The 15,050-nt window shown below is 29.6% G+C and carries 8 protein-coding genes; 5 read left to right on the top strand and 3 right to left on the bottom strand.

The features are described from left to right. From K4897_RS07100 to K4897_RS07080, 5 genes are all read left to right on the top strand, one after another. Nucleotides 1-1,839 carry a bifunctional NADP phosphatase/NAD kinase gene (locus K4897_RS07100; protein ID WP_019264781.1) on the top strand — a complete coding sequence of 613 codons (1,839 nt, stop codon included), beginning with the start codon at nt 1-3 and terminating at the stop codon, nt 1,837-1,839. Next, nucleotides 1,839-3,254 (top strand): coenzyme F430 synthase, encoded by a 1,416-nt coding sequence (cfbE, locus tag K4897_RS07095; protein ID WP_250415832.1) that lies wholly within the window; start codon nt 1,839-1,841, stop codon nt 3,252-3,254. The genes K4897_RS07100 and cfbE overlap by 1 nt, the downstream gene beginning before the upstream one ends. A gap of 143 nt (nt 3,255-3,397) precedes the next feature. Continuing rightward, on the top strand, nt 3,398-4,267 hold the full coding sequence (gene hemC, locus K4897_RS07090; protein ID WP_019266629.1) for a hydroxymethylbilane synthase: 870 nt from the start codon (nt 3,398-3,400) through the stop codon (nt 4,265-4,267). A 14-nt stretch (nt 4,268-4,281) separates the two neighbouring features. Beyond that, nucleotides 4,282-5,238, top strand: a complete 957-nt coding sequence (locus K4897_RS07085; protein WP_019264784.1) for a Gfo/Idh/MocA family protein — start codon at nt 4,282-4,284, stop codon at nt 5,236-5,238. Nucleotides 5,239-5,247: 9 nt separating this feature from the next. Beyond that, nucleotides 5,248-5,853 carry an orotate phosphoribosyltransferase-like protein gene (locus K4897_RS07080; RefSeq protein ID WP_019264785.1) on the top strand — a complete coding sequence of 202 codons (606 nt, stop codon included), beginning with the start codon at nt 5,248-5,250 and terminating at the stop codon, nt 5,851-5,853. Between the two features lie 68 nt (nt 5,854-5,921). Here K4897_RS07080 and K4897_RS07075 read toward each other — a convergent pair whose 3' ends face one another. From K4897_RS07075 to K4897_RS07065, 3 genes are all read right to left on the bottom strand, one after another. After that, nucleotides 5,922-8,168, bottom strand: coding sequence for a right-handed parallel beta-helix repeat-containing protein (locus K4897_RS07075; RefSeq protein ID WP_250416960.1), 2,247 nt, complete (start codon nt 8,166-8,168; stop codon nt 5,922-5,924). Between the two features lie 236 nt (nt 8,169-8,404). Beyond that, entirely contained in the window at nt 8,405-13,615 is a 5,211-nt protein-coding gene (locus K4897_RS07070) for an Ig-like domain-containing protein (protein ID WP_250415831.1), read from the bottom strand. A gap of 426 nt (nt 13,616-14,041) precedes the next feature. Beyond that, complete coding sequence (locus K4897_RS07065) at nt 14,042-14,521, bottom strand: hypothetical protein (RefSeq protein ID WP_019266633.1); 480 nt, start codon at nt 14,519-14,521, stop codon at nt 14,042-14,044. Nucleotides 14,522-15,050 lie beyond the last annotated feature (529 nt).

Below are 15,050 nucleotides of genomic sequence, written 5' to 3'. Positions count from 1 at the left end.
ATGGATGCAAAAGATAAAAAAATAGCTACAGATCTTTGTTACGAGATTATAAAAGAGGTAGGCAGAGCTATTAGACCATATGTTGGAAAACCTGAATCTGGAGAAAAAGTTAAAATGGGGGCTGACGGCACTCCAACATCATATATTGATGTTATAGCTGAAGATCAGGTAATTAACATTTTAAAAAACGCTCCCATAAACTCCTATATCATCAGTGAAGAAATTGGAGAGCTGAAAGTTGGACATGGAAAAAAAGAAAGTGTTGTTATAACTCAGGAACTTAGAAGAACTGATTTAACTCCGGAGCAAAAACCTAAATTCATCTTCTTAATAGATCCGATTGACGGTACAAGCAATGCAATTAAAGAAATACCTGCTTATGGAATTTCAATAGCAGTTGCAAATGTTCCTGATGGCAGATTAGCTACATTAAATGATGTTGAACTAGGTTTTATCAGCAACTTTGGAAACGGTAATTTCTTTGAAGCTGAAAAAGGAAAAGGATGCTGGTTAAATAATGAAGAAGTACACCCTTCCAACATTGTAAACATCAGTGACATGTCTCTCGGAGGTTTTACTAAAAGTGGAACCAAAGCCGCTTCCAAATTAGTTGATAATGCAAGACGTATGCGTGTTTTAGGTTCTGTTGTTTTAGAACTTTCATATGTGGCCAGTGGAAGATATGATGCATTTCTTGATTTGAGAGGCAGCAGAATAATAGACATTGCAGCATCTAAATTGATTGTTGAAGAAGCAGGGGGAATTATTACCGACAAATACGGTGAAAAACTGGACAATAAATTAAGTATCTATGAAAGAACAATTGTTGTTGCAGCAAATAACAATATACTCCACAAACAGATAATCGATATCTTAAATGACAATGAAAGTGATGTTATCGGAGAAGTTGGAGTAGTGAGCCGTGTAGATGAATATCATGCAATATTATTCTCTGTAAAAATTATAGATTATCTTTTAAATAACGGTATTGATGTAGTTATTGAAAGATCATTGGCCAGAAAACTTGAAAAGCTTAAAAAAGACCCTAATTTGAAAAATATAATTAACACAACTATAAAAGAACATCCTGAGTTAAAGGACCAGTTAAAAAATTTAAACTTTAATATTGAATTTAAATTGCTCTCACGAACCATACAAGACTTTAAAAGTGATATGGCAATTATTCTCGGCGGAGACGGAACACTTTTAAGAACACAAACTAAAATGACTGAAGAAATACCGATATTCGGAATCAATATGGGTACTGTTGGATTTTTAACTGAAATTGAAGTTAATGAAACATTTGATTCACTTAAAAAAATCTTAAAAGGAGAATATTACCTGGAAAAAAGAACAAAATTAGTTGTTTCACATGAAAACCATCATTATTCTGCACTGAATGAAGTTGTTGTAATGACTGACGAACCTTCAAAAATGCTTCACTTCCAGGTACAGGTAGATGGAGAAATTATTGAAGAATTCAGAGCTGACGGTCTCATAATATCAACTCCAAGCGGATCTACAGCATATTCCATGTCTGCAGGAGGTCCAATTGTTGATCCGAATGTTGGAGGATTTATCATTATCCCAATTTGCCCATATAAACTAGGAGTAAGGCCATTTATTGTATCTGATGAAAGTGAAATTATTGTCAAATTACTTAAAAAAGGTAAAACTGCAGTATTTGTAATGGACGGTCAAATAAATGAAGAAGCAGAATACCAGGAAGAAATCAGATTCAAAAAATCAGACAAACACGTTTACTTCATAAGAAACTCAAATAAATGCTTCTATAAAAAAGTTAAAGACAAGTTAAATGAAGGAGGCATCAACAACTAATGAACAGCCTCGTAATTGACATGACACATGGCGGAGTAAAAATAGCCGTCAGCCTTGCAAAAAAAGACGAAACAGTCTATGCCTACGACATTTACAACACTTTGAAAAGTGTTGATAAAAAAATGCTGGATGTTTATAATGTTAAAGTCATAGATTTGGACTATTTAAATAACCTAAATGGAAATTTAAGAGTAATCTATCCTGTTCATTTGCCTTTAACTAAAAGAGATATTGAAAAGTATAATCCTTCCCTAAATTATACTTTTTTAACCCATCACGAAATAATTAAAGAACTTCTGAAAAACTGGGGCAATGATATTCCCAAAATTGAAGTTACAGGAGTTAAAGGAAAAACCAGCTGTGTTTTTATGCTTAAAGAAATTTTAATTGATAAAAACCCTCTAATTTTATCCAGCTTAGGTGCATTATTATATGAAAACGGAGTGAAAAAAACATTAAAACAGAATATATCAATTACTCCTGCAAATATTAAAGAAACAATTGACCTTGCATATAAAATAGCCAACCCAATATGTGAAATAGCTGCAGGTAACTGTGATAGCCAAAATCTTAAAAAATATGGCTGTGCTATTTTTGAAAGTTCTCTCGGAGTCAGCGGAATTGGAGATGTAGGTCTTTTAACAAATATCGTTGAAAATTATCCAATAGCTAAAAATAAAAGAACTGCCAGTGCAGCTAAAAGTCAAATATTTAATTGCAGCATCGTAGCTATCCAAAAAGAAACATTAGATAAATTTTACAAAAACATCAACCATAAAAAGATAAATACATTTTCCCTAAAAAACTATGCCGATGTAACGATTAAAGACATAGAATATGATTTAGATAAAACAAAGATTAATGTAAGTTATAACAATATAATAACCACCAATAATGAAGTAATCTCTGGAGAATTTCAGATTGAAACATTTGCTCCTGGAAAACACCATGTGCAAAATGTTTTAGGAGTTATTACAACTTGTTTATCATTAAATATTCCAAAAGAAAAAATTATTAAAGGATTAGCTAATTATAAAGGAATTAAAGGAAGAACCAATAAAAAAATCATTGAAAATTCAACAATCATAGAAGAAATCAATCCAGGAATCAATACAAAAGCTATTGAAGAGTCTATAAACATGATAAATAATTTAGATGACTATTACATTGCCATTGGCGGAGATTATGGAATAACCTGTGAAGAAATTGATGAATCTAAAGTCAGCGCCTATTTAAACACTCTTGATTACAATATCATTTTAACCGGAGAAGTAGGTGAAGGAATTTTAAAAAAAATGAATAAAAAAGTAGAATATTCAAAAAACTTCCATGATGTTTATAAACAAGCTATACACAATAATAAAAACTTGCTTTTAATTTATCGCTCAGATTATAGAAAACTTAATAAAAGATAGTAAAAAATGTAACATTAGTTTTACATAAAATTGAAACATTTAATAAATATTAGCTAAATATTATAATTTGTAATTTAATGATAGTTATAAGTTAAAATTTATTATTAAATTAGAAATAATACTTTTAAATTGGAGATTATATTTTGAATGTTGGAACAAGAGGAAGTCAATTAGCACTTGCACAAACTAATCAAGTTTGTAAAGATTTAGCATCAATTACTCATGAAAACATTGATGTTAACATAATTAAAACAAAAGGCGACAAAATAACTAATTCTCAATTATACAACATGGATGCAAAAGGTCTTTTTACTAAAGAACTTGATAAAGCATTACTTGAAGAAGAAATAGATTTTGCTGTACATAGTTTTAAAGATTTACCAACTGAATTAGATGAAGAACTTGAAATAGTTGCAGTTCCAAAACGTGTAGCTCCAAATGAAGTATTAATCTCTAATAAAAACTGGAATGAACTAGGTCCCAAGTCCAAACTTGGAACTAGTAGCCTTAGAAGAGAAGCTTTTTGTAATTACCACAATAAAAACTTCGAACTTAAACCAATTAGAGGTAATATTGAAACCAGAATCAGTAAAGTTAATGATAGTGATTTAGATGCAACAATTATGGCTCAGGCAGGATTAATAAGATTAAATCTTACACAGCACATAAAAACAGTGTTTCCTCTAGATTATATCACTCCTGCTGCAGGTCAAGGAGCACTAGCTATTATAACTAGAAAAGATTCTGATAAAAAAGAAATTATTTCTAAATTAAATGACTATCAGTCCAGGCAAGAAGTGCTTGCTGAAAAACAAGTGCTTGAAGAACTAGGTGTAGGTTGTCAATGGCCAATTGGTGCTATAGCACAAATGAAAGACAAACAATTTTGTATATACTCAATCCTATTAACCAAAGAAGGAGAAGTTCTAAAAGAACATAGTGAAAAAGGATCAATAAGAGATGCCATCCAATTTGGTACAAAAATAGGAAAAATTTTTAAGGATTATGTTTAATTGGAGGAATAAAATTGAGAACAGTTAATGTAGGAGTTATTGGAGTAGGTGCAATGGGATACAACCATGCACGTGTATATTATAAATTAGAAGAAGCTAATTTAGTTGCTGTTAGTGATGTAAGTGAAAGAACATTAAATAAAGTAGCTAAAAAATATGATGCAAAAGGTTTCACTGATTATGAAGACTTACTCAAAGATCCTGAAATAGAAGTAGTTAGTGTATGTGTTCCAACTACCTTCCACCATGATGTTGTAATGGAAGCTATTAAATATGGAAAACATGTATTAGTTGAAAAACCAATAGCTTTTACCCTAAAAGAAGCAGAAGACATGATTTCTGCTGCAAAAGAAGCTGGAGTTATTTTAGCAACTGGACATGTGGAAAGATTCAATCCAGCTGTTCAAAAAGCTAAAGAACTCATTGACAATGATGTTATTGGAGATATTGTATCTGCATCTGCAAAAAGAGTAGGCCCATTCCCTCCAAGAATAAAAGATGTTGGAGTAACTATCGATTTAGCTATTCATGATTTAGATGTAATGAATTATTTATTTGATGAAGAGGTCATTCAAGTTTACGGTACTATGAATAGTATCTTAGAAAAATGTGAATTTGAAGACCATGCAGAAATCATGATTAACTTTAAAAATGAATCTACAGGAATTCTCGAAGTAAACTGGTTAACTCCATACAAAAGGAGACAAATTGAAATTACTGGAACTGACGGAATCATTTCAGTAGACTATATCGAACAAAGTATTGACGTATATGGTAAATTTGCTCAAGATATTGATATTAAACATGAAGAACCATTGAAAGAAGAATTAAGATCATTTTTAACTTCAGTTGTTAATGAAACTGAACCGGAAATTACTGGTGAAGATGGTCTTAAAGCACTTAAAATGGTAATAGCTGCTACTAAATCCTCAAAAGAACATAGGCCTATTAGCTTTAATGAACTTGAATAGGTGGTTTTGATGAAAGAAAAATTAATTAAAAAAGCTCAAGAGCTTAGGCAACATGGTTTTACAACTGGAGAGATAGCTGACGAACTTAATGTGAGTATGGATACAGCCAGATGGTTAACTCTTCAAAAACCTGCTGAAGAAAAACCAGAAGCTCCTGTTGACTTTTTTATAAATTGGAAAAGCTTAGGTGGAAATTCAACTCGTTTAAGATATGTTTCAGGAGCTTTAAGTGACATGGCATTATCACATGGAGAAGCTGAAGTAATACTTGGAATAGCTGTTAGCGGAGTGCCATTTGCAACTATGATGGCTGACTTTTTAGAAGATATGAGTGAAGTTGAAACCTCACTTGCAGTATACCACCCACACAAACACAGAAAAGAAAAAGATGACGGTGAAGGAGCTATAAGTACAAACTTCGGATCTGTTGAAGGTAAAAAAGTTGTAATTGTTGATGATGTTATAACTAGTGGTAAAACTGTAAAAGAAGTTATTCATGCAGTAAAAGATCATGGTGGAGAACCAATAGCTGTTACTGTACTAATTGATAAATCAGGACTTTCTGAAATTGAAGAAGTTCCTATTGAATCTTTAATTAAAGTAGGTAGATTATAAACCTACATTTTTACTATTTTTTATAAAAAAAGAAAAAGAATAGTCAAAAAGACTATTTAAATTTTAAATTATTCTTCGTTTAATTTTCTGCGTTTATATCCAACAAATATTAAGAATGCAACGATTATAATCAATATAATGGAAGCGACAATAGTATTTGAATTATCCTTTATTATATTCTTATCAATCTCATATGCTTTTTTGTTTGAAGATTGTCCGTTGTCTTCACCTACAGAACTTCCAGTACTTTTTGCATTTGATCCAGAAGAGGATTTAGTACTACTTGCTGGAGATGGATTTCCTTCAAGACTTGGACTATCACTAGATGAAGTACTTGTATTTGTACGTACAGTACCACTATATGAGTTAGATCTTGAATCTCCACTATCTGTATTTGAAGTCAGGAAATTAATCAAAGCATTAAGCAAGCTTAAACCTAATTTGTTAGAATCTTTATCTGTACTACTAGTACCATTAGAAGGATTTTTTGAATTGCCATCATCACCGGACAAATCAGGAACATCTGTATAACCAGAATCACCATCAGGTCTGTCCGGAATATTTGAAGTTTCTTTATCAGTATCCTCATCAGGGGTTACAATAACACTACTTCCATCACCAGGTTTAGGAAGTAAAGGATTCCTATTAGGGAAACTAGGGAACCATGGTTTTATTTTTGAACCATCAACTTTATTTGTCAAATTGTTCACATTAGTAGGGCTCGTATAATTAAATTCAAAACCACCATCAACATGATTGTAAATTTCCGCATAATAATCAAATGCATTAACTACACGATTATTATAATAGGATGTATTATAAAATTCACCTTTCGTATTGAATGCATCATAACTAGCTTTCGCATCTTTTCTAGTAGATATTAATAAATTATCAACAATAACCGAATTTACAGCACTTATTAGCGAAATTGCATATTTTGCTTCACTAGTAACTGTATTATTTTTAATTATAAAAGTATGGTTACCTTTAGTTGATTGAGAATAACTGATACCATAAATATTATCATTATCCTTAACTTCTGCAACACTATGAACTTCAATTGTATTATTAACAATAGTATCATTAGAATCTTGAGCTTCTATACCTGCAACAAGTGCCCAACTATGATTACCTGCCAATCCAGTAATATTAATCTTATTATTTGCAATATACAACTGAGTATCACCATAATAATTTTGTGAATAAATTCCTATATTTGGCCCATTAGATACTGAATATAAATCATTATTAGTTATATTTATTCTCTTAGAAGGTCCAGTAATTTGTATAGGGTATGCAGTACCAGCAGCTAACATCCCACCAGTTGTTAAAATAGCTATATTATTAGAATCTAATGTCAAACTATTTACACGCCATACATCAATACCATAAAGATAATTATTAAGACCTGGGAAAGTTACGAAATCTTCCATATACAAAGTGTTATTTTTAATAAGACAATTATTTGAATCAGCAATGATTATGCCATCTAATGTAGGAAAAGAACTTCCTGGTCTTTTATTAACAATACTTGCAACAATATTCCCAATAAATGTTAAATTATTACTATACTCAATACCTACACTTGCTACAAAATCAGAGTCTAAAGTAGCTCCAACTGCACCAAAATTAACATCCCTCAATGGAAGTTGAGTATAAATGCTATTATTTGCAATTAATGCATTAGGACAATTACTTAATTTTAAAGCATAACAATATGTATTTTTCTTATAATTATGACCTTCAAAATTAATTGTACAGTTAATAACTTGTAAACCACTAATTGGAGCGATTCTTCTTCCAACTGCAGAAATACCATAACCTTCAGTATCGCGAGGAACAGTATAATTTATAACACAATTACGTATACAAGTATTATCAGCCAATGTAAGAATTGAAGCACCGTCAGCATCTTTAAAATCAAATTCATTAATTAATGTGAAATTAGTTAATGTAACATCTTTACCATTAATCAAAAATGCAATATTTGTCAAGGTAAAATTATTACCTACAACAGTTACATTATTTGCTTTAATTTTTAAAAGACCTAAATTATCAAAGTTTTGAGTTAATACAAATTTAGTATTAGAATGCTCAACTCCTAAAGTACCATTAACAAAATACTCATCAATGTTAAATATAGTCAAATTAACCACATCTGAATTATTATCACCAGTTTCCGGATCATCAGGAGTAACAGGAATATCTGGAATATCCGGCACATCTGGAATATCCGGTGCATCACCAACAGTCATATTAGTTACAGTAGTATTTTCACTTAATGTTGATAAATCATTTGCAGAAACGCATCCCATAATCACGAAAAATAACATTAACAAAGACGTAATAATTATTTTTCGACTTAATTTAATCTTTTTCACCTCCTTTTAGTTTTAATAAAATCTTTTAAAACTAAAATAAGCCATCTCATAAGATTAAAAAAAACTTATTTAAAGTTCAAACTAAAAGACAATTAAGTATATGTAAAAAATAGTTTATATATTTATCTAAAAAAAAATTCAAAAAGAGATTAATTAAATAACCTCTTTTTTTAAGATATTTTTATAGTATTCCCTGTTTGGAAATCATTCCAGTAGGAAGTTATAATGTATTCACCAGCCATCAGTCTGATTCCTAATTTGGCAATACCGTTATTGTCTGTGAGTTTGTGGTAAAATACTCCATTTACATTAAATGAAACATTTTGGTTAGCTATTGGATTGCCTTGACCATCTAATGTTTGTGCAGTGAAGCTGCTTCCGTCCAGGTATTTCATGTCTAAATTTTTAGTAATTAATGTCGGCAATACATTGACTTTGTTCCCTATACTTAATCCATCGACCATCGTGGTTATAATGTATTCTCCAGGTCTTAAAGAAATTCCTAAGCTTGCAACACCATTGTTATCAGTTTTTTTAGTGTAGAAAACACCATTGATGTTAAATGTTACTTCCTTATTTACAGCTAAAGATCCGTCCTTGTTGTAGATGGTTGTCTGGAATCTGGAAGCATTCAAATAGTATTTTGTTAAATCATTTTGAACAATCAGTGATTTTACAGTAATATTATTACCTGACTGCTCACCAGTAACCAGATTGATTGCCGTTATAACATATTTGCCCGGATTTAAGTTAATACCCATCATAGCTATTCCCTTATCATTGGTGGTTTTAGTGTAAAAGACACCATTGATATTAAACTGAATATCTTTGTTTTTAAGAGGATTACCCTGTGAATCAGTAAATATAGCATAATACTGAGTATCGTTTCTAAACATTTTAACAACGTCCAATCCTTTAACTGTCGGTTCAATAGTAACTTTCGCCTGCTTGGTTATCGGAGTATAATCTGCTGTTCCTTTAAATTTAACAACAACAGAATATATTCCACTGTCCAAGCTCAGCCCTAAACTTACAACACCTTTTTCATCTGTTGTTTTAGTATAGGTTTTCCCGTTAATTGTTATTTCAATTGCAGCATCTCTTATAGGATTCCCCTGTTTATCAGTTAAAGTAGCTATAAATCTTGTACCATCATGATAAATCATTTTAACATCAGGAGCATTTAAAATAACATTATACTCAACAGCTTTAACCTCAAAAACACCACTATCTATAGCTCTGGAAATTTTATCAGTTCCTTTATATGTTGCAGAATATGTGTATTTGCCCTCCGGAAGCTTATCAATACTTCTCATACCTGTTCCATTAACTACAACAATTTTATAAAATTCATTGTTAACTTCCAAAGTTACATTACCTGTAATTAGTTGACCGTCTTCTGTTTTAAGAGTTGCACTAAATACAATGTCATCTTCACCTACTTCAACAGTTACTTTTAAAATACTTGTGGTTTGGTTTAATGAAATAACCTTACTTGTATTTGAACTTAAATAGTTATTATCCCCATTATAAGTAGCTACAACTACATATGAACCGCTGTCTAAAGGTGAGATATACCATGATGCATTACCTCCAACAATAGTTTTATTTCTTGGTGAATATAATCCCAATATTCTAAAAGTAACATTACCTGTTGCATCATCATTTACAACAGCCCAAATCCTAATATTTTTATCAAATAATATTTCACTGGTGACAATTTCAATATGGGAACTAGCTTTATTTATATTAAATGATTTTTCATCAGATGACTTTGAATAAACAGAATTTCCCAAATAATCTGCTTTAACACTATAAGTTCCAGCATTTAATTTATTGAAAACAGCTACTGCTTTACCATTTATAATTTCAACTGTTTTAGTTAAATTTCCAATGATGAAAGTAACATTACCAGTTGCTCCAGAAGTTACACTAGCCATTACAGTTATATTTTCACCATAAACAGTGTTATTTACCTCAATGACAGTTTTTGAAAGTGAATTCTTAATACTGAATGTTATGTCTGCAGTATTGTTGTTGTAATTATTGTCTCCAGAATATATCACTTTTAAACTATGATTTCCTAAAGATAAATCAGAGATTGTAACTGTAGCTATTCCATTATTAAGTGTTTTTATATATTTTATTCCATCTACAATAAATGTAACTTCACCTGTTGCATCATTTGGAAGAGTTAATGTGATTACTTCATCTTGTCCTGCAAGAACATCCTTAATATCCACATTTAAGTTTGGAGTAGTTTTAGATACTGTAAATGAAGTTGTTTTTGATAGTTTAGAATTATATATAGCTTCTACAGTATAAGTGCCTAATTTTAATCCACCAAAGCTATAACTAGCATTTCCAGAGATTACCTCAACAGTTTTATTTAAATGATTTTTAATTATAAATGTGATAGTTCCATTAATTAAAGCATTGAAATTAGCCTTAATAACTGCATTTTCACCATATTCAATGTTATCTACAGTCAAATTAAAATCAAGAGGTTTAACTGCAATATTATTGTATATTTTTGTATAGTCATAGGTAGCAGATATTGTGTAATTTCCAGAAGTTAAATTAAGAGGAAGTGAAGCTTTACCGACATTATTTGTAATTACATTGTATTTTTCACCATTAACTTCAATTACAACAACCACATAAGTAAATGGATTGCCCTCCAAGTCAGTTACTTTAACTGTGTATTTAGATCCATCCCCTTCAACCATTATAATATCTTCACCAGTTAAAATACATTTATCAGTTATATTTATCGTTGTATTCCATGATGCTTCATCATAATAGTCATTTCCAGGATAGTATACATAAATGTAATTAGTTCCTTTTGTAAAGTTAACAGAAATATTAGCTATTCCATTAACTAATTTTGCTTGATAAAATACATTGTTTACATAAACTCCAATAAGTCCAGTACAATTTTTAGGATTTGTTTTTATATTAACAATACCTGTAAGATTATCATTTTGAACAACATCAACAGTTAAATTACAACTTTCCTTTAAAACGAAAAATGAAGTTGATGCAGTTGAATTAGCATATTTATTATCTCCCGGATAAATAACAGTCACATTATATTTTCCGCCAGCCAGATCATGTAATGTTACATTAGTTATTTCATCTTTTAAAAATATTTTACTTTCAACACCATTTATAACAAGTATTGCTTCCCCTCTAACATCTTCAGGACTTATTTTAATAGTTATTGTTACATTTTCACCTACCTTAACATCACTAGCATTAACAGTTAAATTTGTTTCATATTTATTTACTTTCAATAATGCACTGGCTGAAGTCATTTCGTAAAGTTGCTCATCAAGTTCACCACCCCATGTTTCAACTGTAATGTTATACACTCCAGCCCCACCATAATTTTTAATTGTAACTGAAGTATTTTCCTTATTTATGACAATCATCTGTACACGTTTACCATTAATACTTAAATATGCCATAATTTGAATTTCTTTAGGAGATGCGTGTATATTCATTTTTGCTATTTCTCCAACTTTAATTTCAGGAATTGAAAGGTTCAAATAAATAGGACATTTATTTACAGTGATATTTTTATAAGCAAATGCTCTAAAATATTCATTATCCCCCATATAAGCAATATTTAATGTATGGTTTCCGGCAAGCAAATTAGGTATGTTAAAAGTTGATTTGCCATTAACTAATCTTTCAGTGTATGTTTTTCCACCAATGATAATTGAAACATTTCCTCCAGGCAGAAGTGAACCTATACCACTTACAGTTACATTAACAACAAGATTTTCAGTATAATAAATATCATTAACACTTACAGTCATATTTGATACAAGTTTACCTACATCAACCAATACTTTCTGAGTAAAATCCCCTAAACTAATTGAAACATCATAGCTTCCTTTCTTTTGAGTCCAATTATAGTTAATAGTAGCACTTCCATCAAATAGTGTTTTTGTTATTGTTTGTGGAGTTCCATTAACCCAAGTATTAAATGAAACATCAAAAATAGGGAATAAATTAATATTAATAGGTTTTCCACTACTGGATTTCCAAATAGCTGAAATATCAGTTGATCCATTTATATCAAGAGCACTATATTCGGGAAATCCAACTAACATTAACCATGACTCCACTTTATTAACATTAGACTTATTAACTGGCTTTTCATTAGATCCCCACCAATTATTATCCAAATAAATGTTTTTACCACCATCTGCAAAGAAATCAGAATAACTTTCAGGTAATGCTTTGTTATTTAAAAATGCAGAGTAACTTATATCTATTTCCCCGACATTGTAAATATTGACAGTACCTTTATAAACCGGAATAGAGCTGTCTTTTACTCCACCATTATTTGTAAAAATACACCCAATAGCTTTTAAATTACCTTCATTATAAACAACGCCAAAAAGAGTATTAAATAAAGCTCTAGTTACAAAAGAATCTTTAATAGTGGAATTTACCATAGTACAATTTCCAGAATTATAAAGAACTGCTCCTTTAACTTGTTGATCAGTTCTACTATCAGACATTACAACCCTAGTTAATGTTAAATTACCATCATTAGAAATTGACCCACCAAATCCAAAATCTCCAATATGTGAACCTTTAAATGTAGAATCAAATATTTTTAAAGAACCATTATTATAAACATCACTTCCATGAGCATAATTCGGTGCATCAGAAGTCATTGAATTGCCAGAAAATCTGGAATTAATAATAGTCATATTACCGAGATTACTAATGGCTCCACCATAATTTGACTTACCTGTAGATTCTATATGCGCCATACGATTATTGTTAAATGTACAATTGTTAATAAAAACTGTTGCTTTTTTAACGTCCAATACTGCACCATATATGCTTTTTTTATCCTGAAGATAATCAAGCTTTTTAAATGCATTAATAAAAGTTATATTGCTAATGCTAACAGTTACACCATCAGAAATCGTGAAAAAATAGTTTTTATTCAATCCATCAAATACCGTGTTAGTAGAACCTACAATATTTACAGACTTATCTATCTTAATTTTTGAATTATCTGAACCCTTATATGTTCCATTATCAATGTAAATAGTAGTATTATCCTTAGCTAAAAACATAGCCCAATCTAATGAATTAGTAGCACTGCTCCAAGAAGTAGCATCAGCAAAACTACTGCCTTTTACACTAACATAAAGAGAATTGCCATTATTTTCTTCACTAATTATTGGATCATTATTCTCACCAATAATCAGATTATTATCATCAATTACAGGATTATCCTGTAAATTCCCAATTGTTTCATTAGTTAAATCTGTAGCACTAACACTGGCAAAACTTAGCATACTACATAAGATTAACATTAACATAACAATTAACAATCTACCATGTTTCAATCTTTTCAAACCTCCATTGAATCATAATTTATTTTATATTTTATAAAATATAATTGATTAATGATAATTAAAATTATCAAAAAATAAACAAACATCTAAAAAAATTACCATTAACTAAACATTATATTCATTATATCAATATATTAAAGAATACAATTAAAGATTTAGTATAAAAATTATATAAAATTAACGATAAAAATCATGTTTAAGATTAAGCTTATTATTTTACCTGATTTTAACTAATTATTTTCCAATTTCAAGCTATAATCTTTTTAGATAATGATTTTAACATGCTCCAATTTGTTTATATTGCTTGTTAAAAAATAGTTTTGATATATTTTCAACTGACAGAAATAAAAATTCACAATTTCTATTCTACAGAGGCCAAATAGTGTTTTATAAAAAAAGAAAAAAATAAGTAATGATCTATTCAGTTTGAACATTACTTGTATCAATAGACTTGATTAAAATGTTTACAGGATTACTATTATCAGAAACATCCCAATCAGAAGGAGTATTTGCAGCACAAACAATATATTGGATATTATTTACTTCACAAACATATCCATATATAGGCATTCCATCTTTATCATAAGATTGCTCAAATACTTTTATATCACCAAATCCAGAAACATCTTTTTGACTTTTAAAGGTATAACCTTTTGATTCAAGAGTTTTTTTTGCATCTTCCGGACTTTTAGCATCACTAGCTAAAACAATAATTGCAAGATTATCTTTAACTAAAGCAGTATTTCCATCATCATCAGTTTGAACTTCAAATCCATCAGGAACTACATAAGTTGCTCCATCAGGTAACGTGACATCTTCAGCAGCTACTATACCTATAGTAACTGCAGCTACAACACAAAAAAGTAATGTAACTAATATTTTTGAATTTAATTTCATTTAAATCTATTTCTCTAAATTAATAAGATATAGCTCACTTCAAAAAAAAGTAATCTATAGTTAATAATTTAAAAATAATACTATTTAAATTTGTATAAAATATTTCAATAAAAATATAAACAATTCAAATCCAGTAAACATTATTAAAGCAAAAATGGAAAAAAATAAATTAACAAACATTATAAATTAACAAAATAAATAAATGTTTATAAAAACCTGCTAAAAATAAACTAAAATTAAAAATAAAATATAGATTATAGTTTACTATGCCCCCAATTATTAAATAAATATGTTTTAAGACATTCTACATAAACTAAAAATATAACTTATTCACATGATCCAAACAAATACCTAAAATTTTTCAATAAAATCCAATAATCAAGTTTTACATAATCCCCCAAAAAACACCCTCACTTAAGCAATGCCAAATATCATCATTACTTTTCAAAAATAATCTCTCCATACCTGACAGACCCCATTAAACAACCATTATAATTTTTTAAATTAAATCATTGCCAAAAACATTTTA

Source organism: Methanobrevibacter sp. TLL-48-HuF1 (genome assembly GCF_023617305.1).
In the GTDB taxonomy this organism is placed as follows: domain Archaea; phylum Methanobacteriota; class Methanobacteria; order Methanobacteriales; family Methanobacteriaceae; genus Methanocatella; species Methanocatella intestini.
Note: the sequence above shows the minus strand (reverse complement) of the source record. Positions and strands in the feature narration are given on the sequence as shown.